This window comes from Bifidobacterium catenulatum subsp. kashiwanohense JCM 15439 = DSM 21854 (assembly GCF_001042615.1).
GTDB classification, from domain to species: Bacteria; Actinomycetota; Actinomycetes; order Actinomycetales; family Bifidobacteriaceae; genus Bifidobacterium; species Bifidobacterium catenulatum.
The window spans coordinates 777,196-794,095 of record NZ_AP012327.1 but is presented as its reverse complement, the minus strand read 5'-3'; the positions used below and the strand labels follow the sequence as shown (position 1 = coordinate 794,095).

The following is a 16,900-nucleotide window of genomic DNA, read 5'->3' as shown; positions in this document are numbered from 1 at the left end:
ACGCTTGCTTCACGCCGGTTCTTTCTGCTGGACTTGAACCATGAACGGCAACACAACACATGACGTTCCGACCGCAACGCAGCGTTCGGAACAGCTTCTTGATTCCATCGCACAGCGATTGCATGATGGCAGTCTGTGCGCACGGCAGCTCGGCGAACTTGGCGAACAATATGCGGCCGCATGGCTGGAAAGCCAAGGCTGGCAGACGCTCGACCGCAATTGGCACTGCCGGTATGGCGAACTTGACATCGTCTCACGCGACGATGCGGGAATCATCGTCTTCGTCGAAGTCAAAACCAGACGGACGCTCCGCTACGGCACTCCGCAGGAAGCCGTAACGTCATCCAAGCAGATCAACCTGCGCCACGCGGCCGTGCAGTGGCTGTCGGACAGCGACCATCGCACACCACACAACGGCGTACGCTTCGACGTCATCACCGTCATCGTACGTGACGGCAAGCCGCTTGTACACCATATTGAAGGAGCGTTCTGATGGCCATCGGCAGCGCACTTTCCGTGGGACTGATCGGATTGAAAGCCTTCATCATCCAAATTCAGGCGTTCGTTTCCCCCGGACTTCCTTACTTCTCCATCATCGGACTTCCCGACACCTCGCTTTCCGAAGCGAGGGAACGTGTCAAATCAGCATGCCAAGCCAGCGGCGCAAAATGGCCGGAGACACGGGTCACGGTCAATCTTTCGCCGGCATCCATGCCCAAACGCGGTTCCTCTCATGATCTGGCGATAGCAGCAAGCGTGCTCAGCGCATCCGGAACGATACCCCACGATTGCCTGAACGACACCGTCGTGCTCGGGGAAGTGAATCTCGACGGCACGGTGCTTCCCGTCAACGGACTGCTGCCGATTCTGCTGCATGCACGCGATCAAGGCGTCTGCAAGGTAATCGTGCCGCATGCCAATCTGGACGAAGCCGCCCTCGTGCCCGACGTCAACGCCATCGGTGTGCGCCATGTGGGCGAATTGATCGAACTGATGGGAGGCACCGCGAAGTACGAGATTGCCGACCTGATCAGGGACGTGAACCCCAACGACGACACCATGTCGACATGCCCTCCTCCGGGAGACATGAATGAGGTCATGGGGCAGGAAACGGCCAAATGGGCGTTGGAAGTGGCGGCCGCAGGCGGGCACCATCTGATGATGACCGGCCCTCCCGGCACCGGCAAAACCATGCTTGCTTCTCGCATTCCCGGCGTTATGAGCCCGTTAAGCGAATCGGAACAGCTGGAAGTCGCATCGATCCGCTCCTTATGCGGCACATTGCCCAGCTATGGCATCAGTGACATTCCACCATTCGAAGCACCGCACCATACCGCATCCACCGCATCCCTGGTCGGCGGTGGCGCAGGGCTGGCGCAGCCAGGCGCGATCACACGAGCGCACCGAGGCATTCTGTTCATGGACGAGGCACCCGAATTCTCGGCACGCACCCTGCAAACATTGCGCGAACCCTTAGAATCCGGGTACGTGGCAATATCGCGCGCGAAAGGCACCACCTACTATCCAGCGAGATTCCAACTGATCATGGCGGCCAATCCCTGCCCCTGCGGTTACGCCTATGGCAATGGCGAGCGCTGCACATGCAAGGAAAAAGACCGTATCAAATACTTCAGCCGGCTGTCCGGGCCGATCCTCGACCGCATCGACATTCAAATCGAAGTGCCTCCCGTGGAACGAATCAATCCGGGAATGTCTCCTTCCGGCGAATCCAGCCATGCCATTCGCCTGCGGGTCATCGTAGCAAGGCAAACCGCGCAGGAACGTTTTCGTGAATTCGGGTGGGTTTGCAATGCGCAGGCCACCGGAACATGGCTTCGCGCCAACACGTCCACAAAAGCCATCGAACTGGTGAACCATGCGTTGGCCAGTGAGCGGCTCAGCCTCAGAGGGGCTGACCGTGCCATGCGGCTCGCATGGACTCTGGCCGACCTATCAGGCAAAACCTCTCCGGGACCGGAAGAGATGATGCAGGGAATCTCCATGAGAACGAAGTTGACATGAACGAAAATACGAATACGAACGGCAACACAACCGCCATCGACGACGAGACCCTGGCACGTGCGGTGCTCACCTACTGTCTGGACAGCGCCGACGCGATGATGTACGCGCTGATCAAAGGCATCGGATCAGCCACGCACACCTTGCAACTACTCGCCGACAGCGGGCCAGGCAATCATGAAAACGTGACTACAGCCGCTTGCAAAACCCTGGATGCGGCGTTCATTAACGGCATCACGCGTTGGGGGCGCAGCATCAACTCCCGAGGTATGGCCTCATTCCATGGTGCGATGGTCTCCTGGCAGCATCGTTTGACCACGCTGCCCAGCACCGATCCCGATGAGCTCAAGGACTGGTTCACAGTAGGGGGCACACAGTGGATCGTCGCACCACACCATCCCTGCTGGCCTTCGCAGCTCGCCGACCTCACCATGTATACGGACTGGGCTGCCCCATTATGTCTCTGGGGGCAAGGCAACCCGCAAGCATTGGTGTCATGTCCGGAACCGATCGGCGTCGTCGGGTCACGCGGAGTGAGCGAATACGGAAGGCAGAGTGCACATGAGCTCGCCAAACAGGCAGCCCGTGCCGGGCACCTCATAGTATCCGGGGGCGCCTTGGGCACCGATGCGGTAGCCCACTGGGGTGCCATCCAAGCCATGGACGAAATCGGGGCTCCCCTCGCAGGCCGCACCGTCGCGGTATTCGCCGGAGGCCTCAACCATATCGGGCCGAAAAGCAACGAACGTCTTTTTGAAACCATCATCAGCCACTCTGGCGCTCTGATCTCGGAACTGTGCCCAGGAACCGCTCCGGAAGCCAGACGATTCCTCATTAGAAACCGTCTGATAGCGGCCTTGTCTTCCAGCCTCATCGTCGCCCAGGCGCGCGCACGTTCAGGCGCGCTTAACACCGCGGGATGGGCCGACGAACTCAACCGCCGCGTATTCGCGGTGCCAGGAGACGTGACCATGCCACACAACACGGGCTGCAACCGGCTCATTCAAGAAGGACGAGCAAACATCATCTGCTCACTGACCGACATCGATGAATTCTGTCATGCTTCGCACCGCCCGCAACCAGTCGTCATAGACGACGAACAGACGGAAGAACCAGCCGACGACGTCCTGCCGGAATCAGACGACACCACCAGAACCATATTGAAAGCCATACGAAAATGCGACGCGAAATATGGCCACGTCTCCACTGACGGGCTGCTCGCCATACTGGCAGAGACCAATCCCGAAGAATATCCGATCTCACGAATCGTATTGGAACTCGGTGTATTGGAACTCAACGGGCTCATCAGCACACAACACGGCAACATCACCATCATCAACGCAAACACCGCGCAACAATGCAACTGACACCGCCAATCGTCACAGCCACCGACGAACAAACACGCAAGAACATGTGAAAACCCGCATACGACAACATGCCCGTCATCCAACGAACCGCAGCGAGGTCACACCTTGTGCGAAAATCGTTGGTATGAGTCCGAAGCATGTTGAAGATATGTATGATGCAGTAATCGTCGGCGCAGGAGCGGCAGGTCTTTCCGCAGCGTTAGGAATGTTGCGAAGCGAACAGATGCAAGAGCTGAAGGAAACCGGCATCGAACCGAATATTCTGGTGATTTCCAAACTCCAGCCGTTACGATCGCACACCGGTTCCGCAGAAGGCGGCATCGCGGCCAGCCTCGGCAATGTCGAACACGACGATTGGCATTGGCACTACTACGACACTGTCAAGGGCGGCGATTGGCTGGTCGATCAGGATGCGGCCGAACTGTTCGCGCAAGAGGCTCCGGCAACGGTCATCGAACTGGAACATGCCGGCGTGGCGTTCTCCCGCACCGAAGACGGGCACATCGCACAGCGTCGTTTCGGCGGGCATACCAAGGATTTCGGCAAGGAACCGGTTCGCCGAGCCGCATACGCCGCAGACCGCATCGGCCATCAGATCCTCTTCTCGCTGTGGCAGCAGTGCGTGGCAGAAGGCGTCGAATTCGCAGAAGAATGGTATGTGACCGATCTGGTGGTCTCCGAGGATGGCACCAAAGCCGAAGGCGTGGTGGCGTTCGACACCCATAAGGGTCAAGTGCGCGCCATTCATGCGCGCAACGTGCTTCTGGCCACCGGAGGCGCAGGCCGCCTGTTCCACACCACATCCAATTCGTGGGATCTGACCGGCGACGGCATGGCGCTCGCACTACATGCCGGACTGCAGCTGGAAGACAGCGAATTCGTGCAATTCCACCCGACCGGTTTGGCACATACCGGCATTCTGCTGTCGGAAGCAGCCCGCGCGGAAGGTGGCGTGCTCCGTAACGCCGATGGTGAGGCCTTCATGGAAAAGTATGCTCCCGGGCACGCCGATCTGGCCGCGCGAGACGTGGTCAGCCGCTCCATCACCGCTGAAATCGACGCCGGACGTGGCGTGGCGGATCCGAAAGATCCAGATGGCCCGAAGGATTGCGTGTGGCTCGATATGACCGGCATTGATGCCGACCATATGCATGAAGTGCTGCCCCAGGTGGTGGAAACAATCGAAAAGTACGCCGATCTTGACCCGACCAAGGATTATGTGCCGGTCAAACCGACCGCACACTACACCATGGGCGGCATTCCGATCACCACCAACGGCGAAGTGTACCGTTGGATTGACGGCGAACGCGCCATCGTTGACGGCCTGTTCGCAGCCGGCGAATGCTCGTGCGTATCCGTGCACGGCGCGAACCGTCTTGGCGGCAACTCCCTGCTGGATGCCTGCCTGTTCGGCACTCGTTCCGGCAAGGCGCTTGCGGAGCGTATCGCCGCCGCTCCGGTGAATGATCCGATAGCCGAAGCCGATCAAGATGCCGAAGATGAAACAGACAATGTGCAGCAGGCCGCCGATGCGCGTTCCTCTGAATTGAAAGATCTTCTGACGCAGCTTCCTGAAGACGACGAGCACGCTTCAGATAATCCATACCAACTTATGGCCGATTTGGGATCCGTTATGGAAAAAGCGGTCGCCGTGCGCTGCGATGCGAACAGCATCGAGCAGGCGCAATCCGTATTGCGTAGCGATCTGGAAGCCCGTGCCCAGGTTTTGCATGCGCATTCCGATTCCGCCACGTTCAATCAGGAGATCACCGCCATCTGGGAGGTGCAACATTTGCTTGAGCTTGGTTCGGCCGTGCTCACGGCGTCCGACGCTCGCCATGAGTCCCGCGGTTCATTGAAACGTCTCGACTTCCCGGAACGTGATGACGAACACTTCCTTGCGCATTCCATGGTGGATGTTTCCGGACGAATCTCCTGGCAGCCGGTACATATTGTGAACATGCCGCCAAAGGCCCGTGAGTACTGAGCCCTCTGGGCACGGTGTATGGCAAACTTGTTGTCGGTTTTTATTGGAAAGGCGAGTAGATGAGCGGCATGGAAAACGGCATGAACACGGTGACGTTGCGGGTCAATAGGTTCACCCCGCGCCCCGAACGTGCCCGCGACCGCGAACGCGGGGGCTCCCCGTTCGCCAGGAAAAGCTCTCCGTTCGGAGATTCCGGCGCGTCGGCGCGTCGCCGTCCCCGCGGCAAGCAGTGGGTGCAGGATTACACGTTGCATGTGCGCCCGGAAGACACGGTGCTTGATTGCCTGTTGAAAATCAAGCGAACCGTCGATCCGACTTTGGCGTTCCGCTATTCCTGCGGTCATGGCATGTGTGGCTCCGACGCGGTGTCCATCAATGGCACGCCGACGCTACTGTGCACCGCTTCCATCAAGGATTGGGCCAAGCAGCCGAATACCGTATTAGTGGACAATGAAGGATTCCGCCATACCGGAAACGCAGATGCGTCGCTTGCAGATGACGCCGTTTCCGTTTCTTCAGGCGATCTTGGCGTGATCGAGCTCGCTCCCCTGCCGGGTTTCCCCGTGCAGCGTGATCTGATTGCTGATATCGATCAGATGCTCGATCAAATCAGGAAGCTTAAGCCGTATTTGCAGGCCAATAACGAATTAGCCACCACCAAAGACGGAAAAATCAATGCTTTCGAATATCTGCAGAATCCTCAGCAGCTTGCCAAATATGAGCTGCTCACCAATTGCATTGCTTGCGGCACTTGCGAAGGAAGCTGCCCAGTGTACGCTGGAGGCGAGGCGTTCATCGGTCCAGCGGCGTTGATTACCGCGTCCCGCTTCATCAATGATTCGCGAGATGGTCAGGCGAATGCTCGTATGGATGCCATTGATTCCGCGGACGGTATCGCAGCATGTCAGTCGGTTCGCGCCTGCACCCGCGAATGTCCACGTGGCATCGACGTCGGCGAGGAAATCTGGCAACTGATCGCCCAAGTCAAGGAACGCTGAACCCATGGATAGAACGTCGTACACCAATCTCGCCAAGTCTTGGGAATACGTTGAAGATCATGCGTTCTCACGTCAGTCGACCAATCTGAACGCCATTCGTACCCACGCCGAAGAAGCAGGCATTCCACAGGGTTCCGCGGCACAGGCGGAGTTGTTGCGCATGCTGGTGCATATGGTGGATGCGTCGTCAGTGATTGCCGTCGGCACCGGTTCCGTAGTGGAAACGTTGCAGCTTGTCAATGGTTTGGATAACAAGGGACAGCTTACCGCGGTCGATTCCTCTTCCCAAGGCATTGCGCTGATTCGCACGTTGTTCAATCGTCTCTCCGACGAGACGCAGACCACGCTTCGTGCGGTGAATGCTCCTGTCAACGTGTTTCTGCCGCGTTTGAACGCCGAAACATATGATTTGATCGTTGTTGCCGGCGATGCCGAAAATTATGCTGCCTCTTTTGAGCAGGCTCCCCGCCTGCTGAAGAAGCATGGTGTGATCGTATTCACGGATGTGCTCGCTTTCGACGCTGCGACTTCCGCAGGTGGCGTATTGAATCCCGCCAACCGCGACGCCAAATCCATTGCCATGCGTACCCTGCTGGAAACCGTGGAATCCGATGAACGTTTCATCACCGCGCTCACTCCGACCGGTACAGGTCTGCTCGTAGCGGTCAAACGCTAGTATGGCCGTTCCCATCGGCCTACCGTTTCCTTACGCAAAAAGCCGACGCTCACGATATGTGATAAGCGTCGGCTTTTTGCGTGTCTGGCATATGGCGCGGAATGCCATAGCCGGAACGTCGTTATTTGACCTTTGGATGTGTGTTGATCATCTGGCTGACCACAACGGTGCCATCTTCAAGCACAGATTCCACTTCCCCGGCAGCGTCCTCGTCGGCAGTATGATGCTTATGTTTCGACGATGCGGCAGCGGTCAGTTCGAACTTCTTGGATTGACGGCTCAACAAAATACCAGAAATCACCGCTGCGACCATGGAGCCAACAAGCACGCCAAAGCGTGCCTCCGCAGACAATTCGGCATCCTTATATGCGAGCGAGGAGATCAGGAACGACACGGTGAAACCAATGCCGCAAGCGCAAGCTGCGGGGAACATGTCACGCACACGCAGACCCTTGGCCATCTTCAATCCAGCCACATGCGTGGAAAGCCAGGCCGTGATCATGATGCCTAAAGGCTTGCCGATCACCAACGCCACCATGACGGCGACAACGACTGGCGAAACGAACAGCGCCAAAGTCAACGATTCAAAATGCACGCCTGTGGCGAACAGCGCGAAAATCGGCAAGGCCAACAACGCGGAAAACGGTTGCAGCTTGTCCGCATAGCGTTCGGCGCGTGGAGTCTTTTCGCCGTAGCATTCATGCGCGGGAGTAAGCAGACCTACCAACACGCCAGCCAGAGTGGGATGCACACCAGCTTCAAACATCATCACCCAAGCCAAAATACCGACGATGGCCACGGCAAACCATGGCACTTTGCGCATACGCACGAGGAAATACCATACGACCGCGCACACGGCGATGCCGACGAACCAGTACCATGCGTTCACCGAAGAGAAGAACACCGCGATCAAAATGATGGCAAGCAGATCGTCCACCGTAGCCAATGTCATCAGGAACGCGCGAATGGAGCCTGGCAACGCCTTGGCGAACAAGGCGAGCACAGCCAGCGAGAACGCGATATCCGTAGCTGTAGGAACCGCCCAACCGTGGGACATCTCGCCAAATGTAAAGCTCGTTCCGGAAGCGATGACTAGCGGATCAGAACCGAAACCAGAGAACAGGAACAGCGTTAATAGGAATAGCACCGGCGGGGCCATCATGCCACCGACCGCACACAGCATCGGCACCGCAGCCGCCTTGGGATTCGACAGCGAGCCAGTAGTAAGTTCCTGCTTCAGCTCTAGCCCAACGGTCAGGAAGAACACCGTCAGCAAACCATCCTGCACCCAGTGGCCCAATCCCATGTCGATATTGGTGTAAGGAATGGCGATGCGGAAGTTCTCCAGCTCTTCGAACTCATGTGCCGTGAATGGCAGGTTCGCAAGCAGCAGACCGGCGAGTGCGAAACCGAGCATAATCAAACCCGATATGCGATCGGAAGCGGCGATACGCCGAATAGTTGCCCAGGTTCCCCTCTTCGATGCGGTCATTATGCTCCTTGTCTTGCGGCCGATATCGTTCAGCCACATGGTAAACGACGCATGAGAAAACATGCATGAAAACGCCCTATCCAGTGTACCGAAAGGTCTTGGCGTTCTTTGTAAACGCATAGCGTCTATGCCTAATACGAAATGGCATACAACATAGGAGCTTTTGATAAATTCGACGAGACCATAGACCCGTAAGAAAAAGAAAGCCTCCCCCGCATTTCGCGAGGGAGGTTCATGTGCGCGAGACAGGATTCGAACCTGCGACCTGCTGATCCGTAGTCAGCTGCTCTAATCCGCTGGGCTACTCGCGCAACGTCATCTCATTTTATACCACCTGATGACTGGTGGTCAGTGCGCGAGACAGGATTCGAACCTGCGACCTGCTGATCCGTAGTCAGCTGCTCTAATCCGCTGGGCTACTCGCGCAACGTTGCTTGTTTTCGGCAACTCGAATAAGATACACCCAAATGGCCGCGCAGCAAAATCTCGGCGTGTCGCACTTGTTTCCGCGGATTTCAGATATGGATTGCAATTGCGTAAAACCCTACGAAATCTGAAATCTTACGAATATGTATGCGACACGCCGCACACGCTATGCGGTGCGTCTACGAGGAATCTCCTCCGTCGAAACCTTCAGCAGTTTCGGGGTGCCAGATCCATTGACGGAAGCCTCATCCACCACCACTTCCGACACGCCGGTCATACTTGGCAGCTGGAACATCGTATCTTCCAAGGTCTTCTCAATAATCGACCGCAAGCCGCGCGCTCCCGTGCCCCTGCGAATCGACGTGGCTGCAATCTGCCGCACCGCATCCTCGGTGAACGTCAACGTCACCCCATCGATCGCAAACAGCTTCTGATACTGCTTGACCAGCGCATTTTCCGGTTCGACCAGAATACGCGCCAAATCATTCTCCGTAAGCTCCTCAAGTACGCTCACCACCGGCAATCTGCCGATGAATTCAGGCAATAAACCGAAATCGGCAAGATCGTCGGCCGAAGCCTGGGCAAGCAGCTCACGCTTCGGCACCTCACGCTCATGCCAGGCCGCACCAAATCCGCTTTCGCGAGCACCCAGTCGCTGTGCCACAATATCGGCGAGTCCAACGAAAGCACCACCGCAAATGAACAGAATGTCGCGGGTGTCGATCTGCACCGTTCCCATTTCTCGATGCTTGCGTGAACCTTCCACAGGCACGGAAGCCACAGTGCCTTCCAAAATCTTCAGCAGGGCCTGCTGCACGCCCTCACCTGACACATCGCGTGTAATAGACGTGTTCTCGCCGCTTTTGCGCGCTATCTTGTCGATTTCGTCAATGTAGATGATGCCCTGCTGCGCACGCGCCACATCGCCGTCAGCAGCTTGGATAAGGCGTTGCAGCACGGTTTCCACATCGTCGCCCACATAGCCGGCTTCGGTGAGCGTGGTGGCGTCGGCGATCACGAACGGCACGTTCATGACTTTCGCCAGCGTCTGCGCAAGATACGTCTTGCCCACGCCGGTAGGTCCCAGCAGCAGAATATTCGATTTGGCCACCTGCACGCCAGCCAACGGATCGTCGTTTTCGCGGGTTGCACGATCGCTTAATTCCGTGGATTCGCGCATTTCCATGTTGACGCGCTTGTAATGGTTGTATACGGCCACGGAAAGCGTACGTTTGGCTGACTCCTGCCCAACCACATAGTTGTCGAGATAGGCGCTGATCTGGGCCGGTTTCGGCAACTGCAACGTATTCAGCCGGGCATCCTTGACACGTTCTTCAGAAATGATGTCGACGCATAGCTCGATGCATTCGTCGCAAATGGCCGCGCCCGACCCGGTAACGAGCTTGCGTACCTGATTTTCCGTTTTGCCGCAGAACGTGCATCGTGACGCTTCGTCGTTGTAGCTGACCACTCGTCCCATTCGCACCCCTTTGTTTTTCGTACCTGCCATTGAACAACTGACGCCATGCAATCGTCATTGAAAACACAATACCCCTGCCGACGCCTGGCAGGGGTATTGATTTGTGAAGATGCGCGACTCGACCTTCGGCCAAGATTGCCACAACGACCGCTCAGCCGCGGTGTTCCAGCACCTCGTCGACGATACCGTATTCCTTGGCCTCCGGAGCGGTCAGGAAGGTGTCGACCTCGATATCCTTGCGAATCTTCTCCACATCACGGCCAGTATGCTTGGCCAGTGTATTTTCAAGCCATTCGCGCATACGCAGCATTTCCTTGGCCTGGATTTCGATTTCCGTGGCCTTGCCAAAACCCTGGTCGATGGCTGGCTGGTGGATGAGCACGCGGGCATTTGGCAACATCAGACGCTTGCCCTTGGCACCGGCTGCCAACAGGATGGCGGCCGCAGAAGCAGCCTGACCGAGGCACACGGTCTGCACATCCGGCTTGATGTACTGCATGGTGTCATAGATGGCGGTCATGGCCGTCATGGATCCGCCTGGGGAATTGATGTACATCATCACATCGCGATTCGGATCCTGGCTCTCGAGCACCAGCAGCTGGGCCATGATGTCATCGGCGGAAGTGTCATCGACCTGCACGCCCATGAAGATGATGCGGTCTTCAAACAGACGGGTGTACGGATCCTGCCTTTTGAAACCGTACGGGGTCTTTTCTTCGAACTGCGGCAAAACGTAGCGGTTCTGCGGTGCGAAAGCGGCTTCGCGAGCGGCCGCCGACTGGAATCCGACCACTCCGGCCGGACCTGCAAGTCGCTCTGCGCGGGCTACGAACTGGGATTCTTCGCTTGCCATGTTCACTCTCCCTTGGTGGCGTTCATCGTGTCGTGCGTGGAAACGAGCTTGTCTACAAAGCCGTATTCCAACGCTTCCTGCGCGGTGAACCAGTGGTCGTACTCGTTGTCACGGTAGATTTCCTCAACCGTGTGGCCGGTCTGCTCAGCCGTCAGCTCGCTCATGGTCTTCTTCATGTCCATGATCAGCTCGGCGTTGATACGCACGTCGGTTGCGGTACCGCCGATGCCACCGGAAGGCTGGTGCATGAGCACGCGGGCGTGGGATGTCAGGAACCTCTTGCCCTTAGTGCCGGAGCTCAGCAGGAACTGGCCCATGGATGCGCACATACCCAAGCCAACGGTCGCCACGTCAGGCTCGATGAGCTGCATGGTGTCGTAAATGGCCATACCTGCGGTAATGGATCCTCCCGGAGAATTGATGTACAGCCAAATATCCTTCTTCGGATCTTCAGCGGCCAGCATCAGCATCTGCGCGCAAATGCGGTTGGCCATCTCATCTTTGACTTCCTCGCCCATCCAGATGATGCGGTCTTTCAGCAGACGGTTGAAAATCGGATCGGCGGGCCCTGCCGGCATGTCTTCGCCGGCCATAACGGGCAGAGGTGCACTGAAGTTGCTCACCTTGTCTCCTTTTCCTATGTTCTCTATAGCTTCACAGCCTACCGCTTCGAAGCGACTGGGAACGAAATTGCGCTGACAGTGGAGTCTTCGCGCACCTCGACATGCGTCTTTGAGGGACTGCTTAACGAACCTATTTGACGATGGTGTTGTATTCGGGAACGCCCATATAGTTGTAGTTCACTTCCACGCCTTTGGCCGATGCCGCGGTCACGTTGGTATACCACAAAGGAATCACCGGCATATCCTTCAGCAACACACGTTCGCTCTGCTGATACAGGCTCACGGCCTTGTCCAGATCGGTTTCGGCCGCAGCCTGATCAATCAGCGCATCGAATTCATCGCTCTTGTAATCACCGTTGTTCAAGCCCTTGCCGTCCGCCGCAGAGGAATCATACGACTGCACCAGATAGCCTTCCGGATGCGGGTAATCGGATTGCATGCCCGACTTGAACGCCGCATCGATGGTACGCTCCTGAATGGCGCTCCTCAGCTCTTTGAACGTGGCGAATGGGTAACTCTCAGCATCGATACCAAGAGCGTTGCGAATGGAATGGGCCGCAGCCTCCACCCATTCCTTGTCGGTGCCATCGGCGCTGTATGCGATGCGGAACGTTCCGCTCCATGGCGAAACAGCATCCGCCTTCGCCCACAATTCCTTGGCTTTCGCCTCATCGTACGTAAGCACGTCATCAGCGTCGAGATCGGTATCGTATCCCTTGATTACGGGAGCGAGGAAATCGGTGGCGGGCGTCACGGTACCGCCGAAAATCGCGTCGGCGATGTTCTCACGATCGATGGCATGCGCGATGGCCTGACGGCGATACCTGCCTTCCTCACCCTGGAAATGCTTGAGATTCTGCGAAATCGTAAATGCCGAGAACGACGGACCGGGCTTGCTGACGGCCGTGATGTTCTTTTCGTTCTGATAGGTTTTCAGCGCGGAGGTAGGAATGGAATCGAGCACGTCAAGATTGCCTGCCAGCAGATCCGAATAGGCTGCGTCAAGGCTTTGATACACCTTAAAATCGATGCCTGCGTTCTTGACTTTGCGCGGCCCCTTGTAGGAGTCGTCTTTTTCAAGAATGATTTCTTCGCCGCTCTTGTACGCCTTCAGCTTGTACGGTCCGTTACCGATCGGTTTTTGCCCGTATTCCTTGGGGTTTTTGATGACTTCGGACGGCATTGGCAAGAAGGCGATATCTCCGATTTTGTACAGAAACGCCGAGTTCGACGCTTTGAGACTGACCTTCAGCGTGGTGTCGTCGACCACGGTAAGGCCGGATAGCTGCGCGTTTTTGGAGCCTTCGGCATCCTGCAAATCATCGTAGCCCCGAATGTCTTCGAAAATGGAGGCTCCAACCTGCCCGTTGGCCGCGTTGGCCGCGAACGACCAGCTTTTCGCATACGTGTCGGCGGTGATCTTCTCACCATTGGAGAAGGTCAAATTCGGCTTGAGCACGATGGTGTATTCGGAAGCATCATCATTCGGCGTGATCGATTCGGCTTCGACCAGTGTTTCATTGCCTTCCGCATCGAATGTGACCAGACCGTCGTACAATTGGCTGACGATCTTCCAGCCGGACATGTCGCTGGTGTCGCTTGGCAGCAGACCATTCGACGGTTCCGTAACGTTGACGCTGACCACCTTATCGGCACCGGCGACTCCGGTTACGGTATCTTTCGCTTCCACGGATCCGCAGCCCGCAAGCAGCGAGACGATGGAAAGCACTGCCGTGATTGGCTTGAGCAGGCTGGTGGTAATGCTGCTATGCAGGCGTTGGTTGTTCATTGCTGTCCTCTCGATCAATGGTAGAGACAGCATAGCAAGTCGGTATTTCCCGACGAAGTGCTTTCCTCACATTACGCTACAGGCTTTTTCTATAGCCAGTTATTTACGGTTTGCACCGATTCGGAACGCCGCAATCAGGCAGCAGATGGCTATGGAGACGATGGCAATCATCATGGCGAACGTCCAACTTCCGCCGATAGCTGTGGCATGACGGAACGCATCACTGCCCTCTTCGCCCGAACCGGCCTGGGCTACCGACAGAATCGTGGAAAAGAGCGCTGTACCGGCGGCACCGCCAAACTGCAGGCAGGTATTGAACACCGCATTGCCGTCCGGCATGAACTGAGGCGCAATATTGCGTAACGCATTGGTCATGATATTGGAAAAGCCAAGCGAATAGCCAAGTCCGAAAATGAAGTAGAAACCAGCAAGCGTGACGGGTGTCAGTCGCATGGAAAATACCAGCAGCAGAATCGGTCCGCAAATCGCGGCAAAAAACGCGCCGAGAATCGGACGCACCGGTCCGAAACGGTCGTACAGCATACCTCCAACCGGTGCGAAAAACGCGCCGATCAACGCACCCGGCAGTACCAACGCACCGGACAGGAACGCGCTGGTTCCTAACGAAAGCTGCGCCACATTGGTGATCACATAACCAAAACCGATGCCGACGATCGGCAGCAGCATATAGGCGATCAAATGCAGCAACACCATCGGGTCACGCAGCCAGCCCAAACGGATCAACGGTGAGAACGAACGCTTCGACGACCAGCCGAAAAACAGCAATGATCCCAATCCAACGACCAGACTCACCACGGCGAACACTGCCGACACCGTGTCGCTGCCGCCGGAAACCGCGGCGCTGACGGCCACTCCAGCTTGATTCAGGAACATCACCAATCCGCACAACGCAAGCACAATCGACACGAACTGCAACGAATTGAGACGTGCCTCTTCCGTCGGGCGATGCTGTTCGACGCATTTTAAACCGACCGGCAACGAGACCAGCAGAATGATCGGAATGACGATCACGAAAATCGCACGCCATGGCAGAATGCTCGACACCGCGCCACCGACGGTCGGGCCAATTGCCGGAGCGACGGTGATGACCAGCGAGCCGACGCCCATCAAACGACCGACTTTACTCTTTGGCGACTGTTCAAGAATGATGTTGATCATCAACGGCGTGGCCACACCGGAACCCATGCCTTGAATCACGCGGGCAGTGAGAATGACCGGGAACGCATGGCCGACGATCATGATCAACGAACCGAGCACCGCAAGCGACACCGCGGCAAGGAACAGCGTGCGATGCTTGAACCGACGGTTGAGGTACGACGACAACGGCATGGTGGCCGCGACCACCAGCAGGTAGACGGTGGTGATCCATTGCACGGTTGCGGTGTCGACGTTGAATTCCCGCATGAGTTGCGGGAAGAGCACCGTCATCACGGTTTCGGTGAGAATGCCGATGAAGGCGAGGGATCCGACCGCCACGATGGCTCCAATGAGCTTGCCAGGGATGCGTTCGTCCGGCATTTTTCTGACGTTTTCGCTACTGTTTCGACTGATATGGCTGGTGGTTTCGAGCGTTGTATTCCGTTCTTGCATAATCACTTTCCGCGCACTTTTTCCTGCGGCCATGTGCGACGCCGCGATTGATGCATGGGCCTTGCTCATAGCAAGCAGGCATCAACCCCAACGAGGAATTTTAGCGGACCCCTAGTCCAACGGCAACGAAGAATGAGAACTGACATCACACTAGGCTCGATCAGAGTTGCCGGTTTGACCACCATCCTTCTCATGCAGAATCTTCCGAATTTTCTCCAATCTCGGTTTGACCTCATGCTCGTAGCCGCGATCGTTCGGATGGTAATATTCCCGCCCTTGCAGTTCATCGGGCAAATATTGCTGCGGAGCTACGGCTCCCGGCCAATCATGGGCATAGCGATACCCCTCATGATTGCCCCAACTCTTCATCAGGGCGGTCGGCGCGTTCCTTAAATGCAAGGGCACCTGGCCGATCAATCCCGCATCCACATCGGCGAGCGCACTGTTGATGGCGTTGTAGCCGGCGTTCGATTTTGGCGCGGTGGCGACGGCGAGCGCCGCTTCCGCGAGAATAATACGCGCTTCGGGCATGCCGATCATGGCTACGGCCTGCGCCGCCGCTACGGTTACCTGCAGTATTTGCGGAGCCGCCATGCCAACTTCCTCGGAAGCTGCGATCATAATGCGTCTGGCAATGAACCGCGGATCCTCACCGGCGCGCAGCATGCGTGCCAAGTAGTGCATGGTGGCGTCCGGGTCGGATCCACGCATGGATTTGATGAATGCGGAGATCACATCGTAATGGTCGTCGCCGTCTTTGTCGTAGCGCACGGTGGCCACGTCCATGACCTGCGACACCACGCCGGGCGTGATGATAGGCCGTTTCGCGCCTTTTTTGCGTGCCTTGTCTCCGGTGAGCGCCCCTGCGGCGGCTTCAAGGATTGTCAGTGTTTTTCGCGCGTCGCCTCCGGCCATGCGCACGATTTCGTCGATGGCTTCGTCGTTGATTTTGACTTCGTTTTTAAGTCCACGCTCGCTTTCGATGGCTCTGTTGATGAGCGTTTTCAGGTCGTCGGGTTCCAGCGATTCGAGTTTGACGACCACGGATCGGCTCAACAACGGTTTGATGACCGAGAAGCTTGGATTTTCCGTGGTGGCTGCAATGAAGGTGACGTCACGGTTTTCCACGCTTGGCAGCAATGCGTCCTGTTGCGATTTGGAGAATCGGTGCACCTCGTCGATGAACAGTACTGTTTCCTTGCCTTCCGCAACAAGACGATCATGGGCGCGTCTGAGTACATCCCGCACGTCCTTGACGCCGGAGGTGACTGCGGAAAGCTCTTCGAAGACTCGACCGGACTGTTTGGCCACAATATAGGCGAGCGTGGTTTTGCCGACCCCGGGAGGCCCGAACAGAATAATGGAGCTCGGTGCCGTAAGCGAGCCTTTGGACGCCGGATTGGCGAGCCTGCGCAGAGGAGAGCCTTGCCCTAGCACCCGCGACTGGCCCACCACTTCGTCCACGCTCGACGGACGCATGCGCACGGCCAGCGGGCGTGTCATATCTTCGGGAGCGTCCATCGCACCAAATAAATCCTCAGTCATAACTTCTACTGTACCGCAACATACGCAATAATTC

Annotated in this window: 13 protein-coding genes and 2 tRNA genes; 6 read left to right on the top strand and 9 right to left on the bottom strand. The window is 56.9% G+C overall.

What is annotated here, in order from left to right:
- Positions 1-40 precede the first annotated feature (40 nt).
- The 6 genes from BBKW_RS03385 to BBKW_RS03360 all read left to right on the top strand — a co-directional run bounded on the left by BBKW_RS03385 (position 41) and on the right by BBKW_RS03360 (position 7,047).
- On the top strand, positions 41-493 hold the full coding sequence (locus BBKW_RS03385; RefSeq protein WP_033501274.1) for a YraN family protein: 453 nt from the start codon (positions 41-43) through the stop codon (positions 491-493).
- Positions 493-2,022, top strand: coding sequence for a YifB family Mg chelatase-like AAA ATPase (locus BBKW_RS03380; protein WP_033501275.1), 1,530 nt, complete (start codon positions 493-495; stop codon positions 2,020-2,022). Before BBKW_RS03385 ends, BBKW_RS03380 begins: the two co-directional genes overlap by 1 nt.
- Positions 2,019-3,386 (top strand): DNA-processing protein DprA, encoded by a 1,368-nt coding sequence (locus BBKW_RS03375; RefSeq protein ID WP_048349502.1) that lies wholly within the window; start codon positions 2,019-2,021, stop codon positions 3,384-3,386. The genes BBKW_RS03380 and BBKW_RS03375 overlap by 4 nt, the downstream gene beginning before the upstream one ends.
- Before the next feature lie 124 nt (positions 3,387-3,510).
- Positions 3,511-5,373 (top strand): FAD-binding protein, encoded by a 1,863-nt coding sequence (locus BBKW_RS03370; protein WP_033501276.1) that lies wholly within the window; start codon positions 3,511-3,513, stop codon positions 5,371-5,373.
- Positions 5,374-5,432: 59 nt separating this feature from the next.
- Entirely contained in the window at positions 5,433-6,371 is a 939-nt protein-coding gene (locus BBKW_RS03365; RefSeq protein WP_033501277.1) for a succinate dehydrogenase/fumarate reductase iron-sulfur subunit, read from the top strand.
- 4 nt (positions 6,372-6,375) lie between these two features.
- On the top strand, positions 6,376-7,047 hold the full coding sequence (locus BBKW_RS03360; RefSeq protein WP_003836579.1) for an O-methyltransferase: 672 nt from the start codon (positions 6,376-6,378) through the stop codon (positions 7,045-7,047).
- Between the two features lie 121 nt (positions 7,048-7,168).
- On the opposite strand, the gene nhaA is transcribed toward BBKW_RS03360, so the two are convergent.
- The 9 genes from nhaA to BBKW_RS03315 all read right to left on the bottom strand — a co-directional run bounded on the left by nhaA (position 7,169) and on the right by BBKW_RS03315 (position 16,866).
- The gene (gene nhaA, locus BBKW_RS03355) at positions 7,169-8,542 is read right to left on the bottom strand and encodes a Na+/H+ antiporter NhaA (protein ID WP_414835670.1); all 1,374 of its coding nucleotides are present in this window, start codon (positions 8,540-8,542) and stop codon (positions 7,169-7,171) included.
- A gap of 234 nt (positions 8,543-8,776) precedes the next feature.
- Positions 8,777-8,850, bottom strand: a tRNA-Arg gene (locus BBKW_RS03350).
- A gap of 41 nt (positions 8,851-8,891) precedes the next feature.
- A tRNA-Arg gene (locus BBKW_RS03345) sits at positions 8,892-8,965 on the bottom strand.
- Between the two features lie 166 nt (positions 8,966-9,131).
- Complete coding sequence (clpX, locus tag BBKW_RS03340) at positions 9,132-10,445, bottom strand: ATP-dependent Clp protease ATP-binding subunit ClpX (protein ID WP_033501279.1); 1,314 nt, start codon at positions 10,443-10,445, stop codon at positions 9,132-9,134.
- A gap of 151 nt (positions 10,446-10,596) precedes the next feature.
- Positions 10,597-11,298, bottom strand: coding sequence for an ATP-dependent Clp protease proteolytic subunit (locus BBKW_RS03335; protein WP_033501280.1), 702 nt, complete (start codon positions 11,296-11,298; stop codon positions 10,597-10,599).
- A 2-nt stretch (positions 11,299-11,300) separates the two neighbouring features.
- The gene (locus BBKW_RS03330; protein WP_172620097.1) at positions 11,301-11,921 is read right to left on the bottom strand and encodes an ATP-dependent Clp protease proteolytic subunit; all 621 of its coding nucleotides are present in this window, start codon (positions 11,919-11,921) and stop codon (positions 11,301-11,303) included.
- A 130-nt stretch (positions 11,922-12,051) separates the two neighbouring features.
- A complete protein-coding gene (locus BBKW_RS03325) occupies positions 12,052-13,710 on the bottom strand; it encodes a peptide ABC transporter substrate-binding protein (RefSeq protein WP_033501281.1) in 1,659 nt (552 codons plus the stop codon).
- A 99-nt stretch (positions 13,711-13,809) separates the two neighbouring features.
- Positions 13,810-15,249: an MFS transporter gene (locus BBKW_RS03320; protein ID WP_033501282.1), complete on the bottom strand. Its 1,440-nt coding sequence runs from the start codon at positions 15,247-15,249 to the stop codon at positions 13,810-13,812.
- A gap of 222 nt (positions 15,250-15,471) precedes the next feature.
- On the bottom strand, positions 15,472-16,866 hold the full coding sequence (locus tag BBKW_RS03315) for a replication-associated recombination protein A (protein ID WP_033501283.1): 1,395 nt from the start codon (positions 16,864-16,866) through the stop codon (positions 15,472-15,474).
- Positions 16,867-16,900 lie beyond the last annotated feature (34 nt).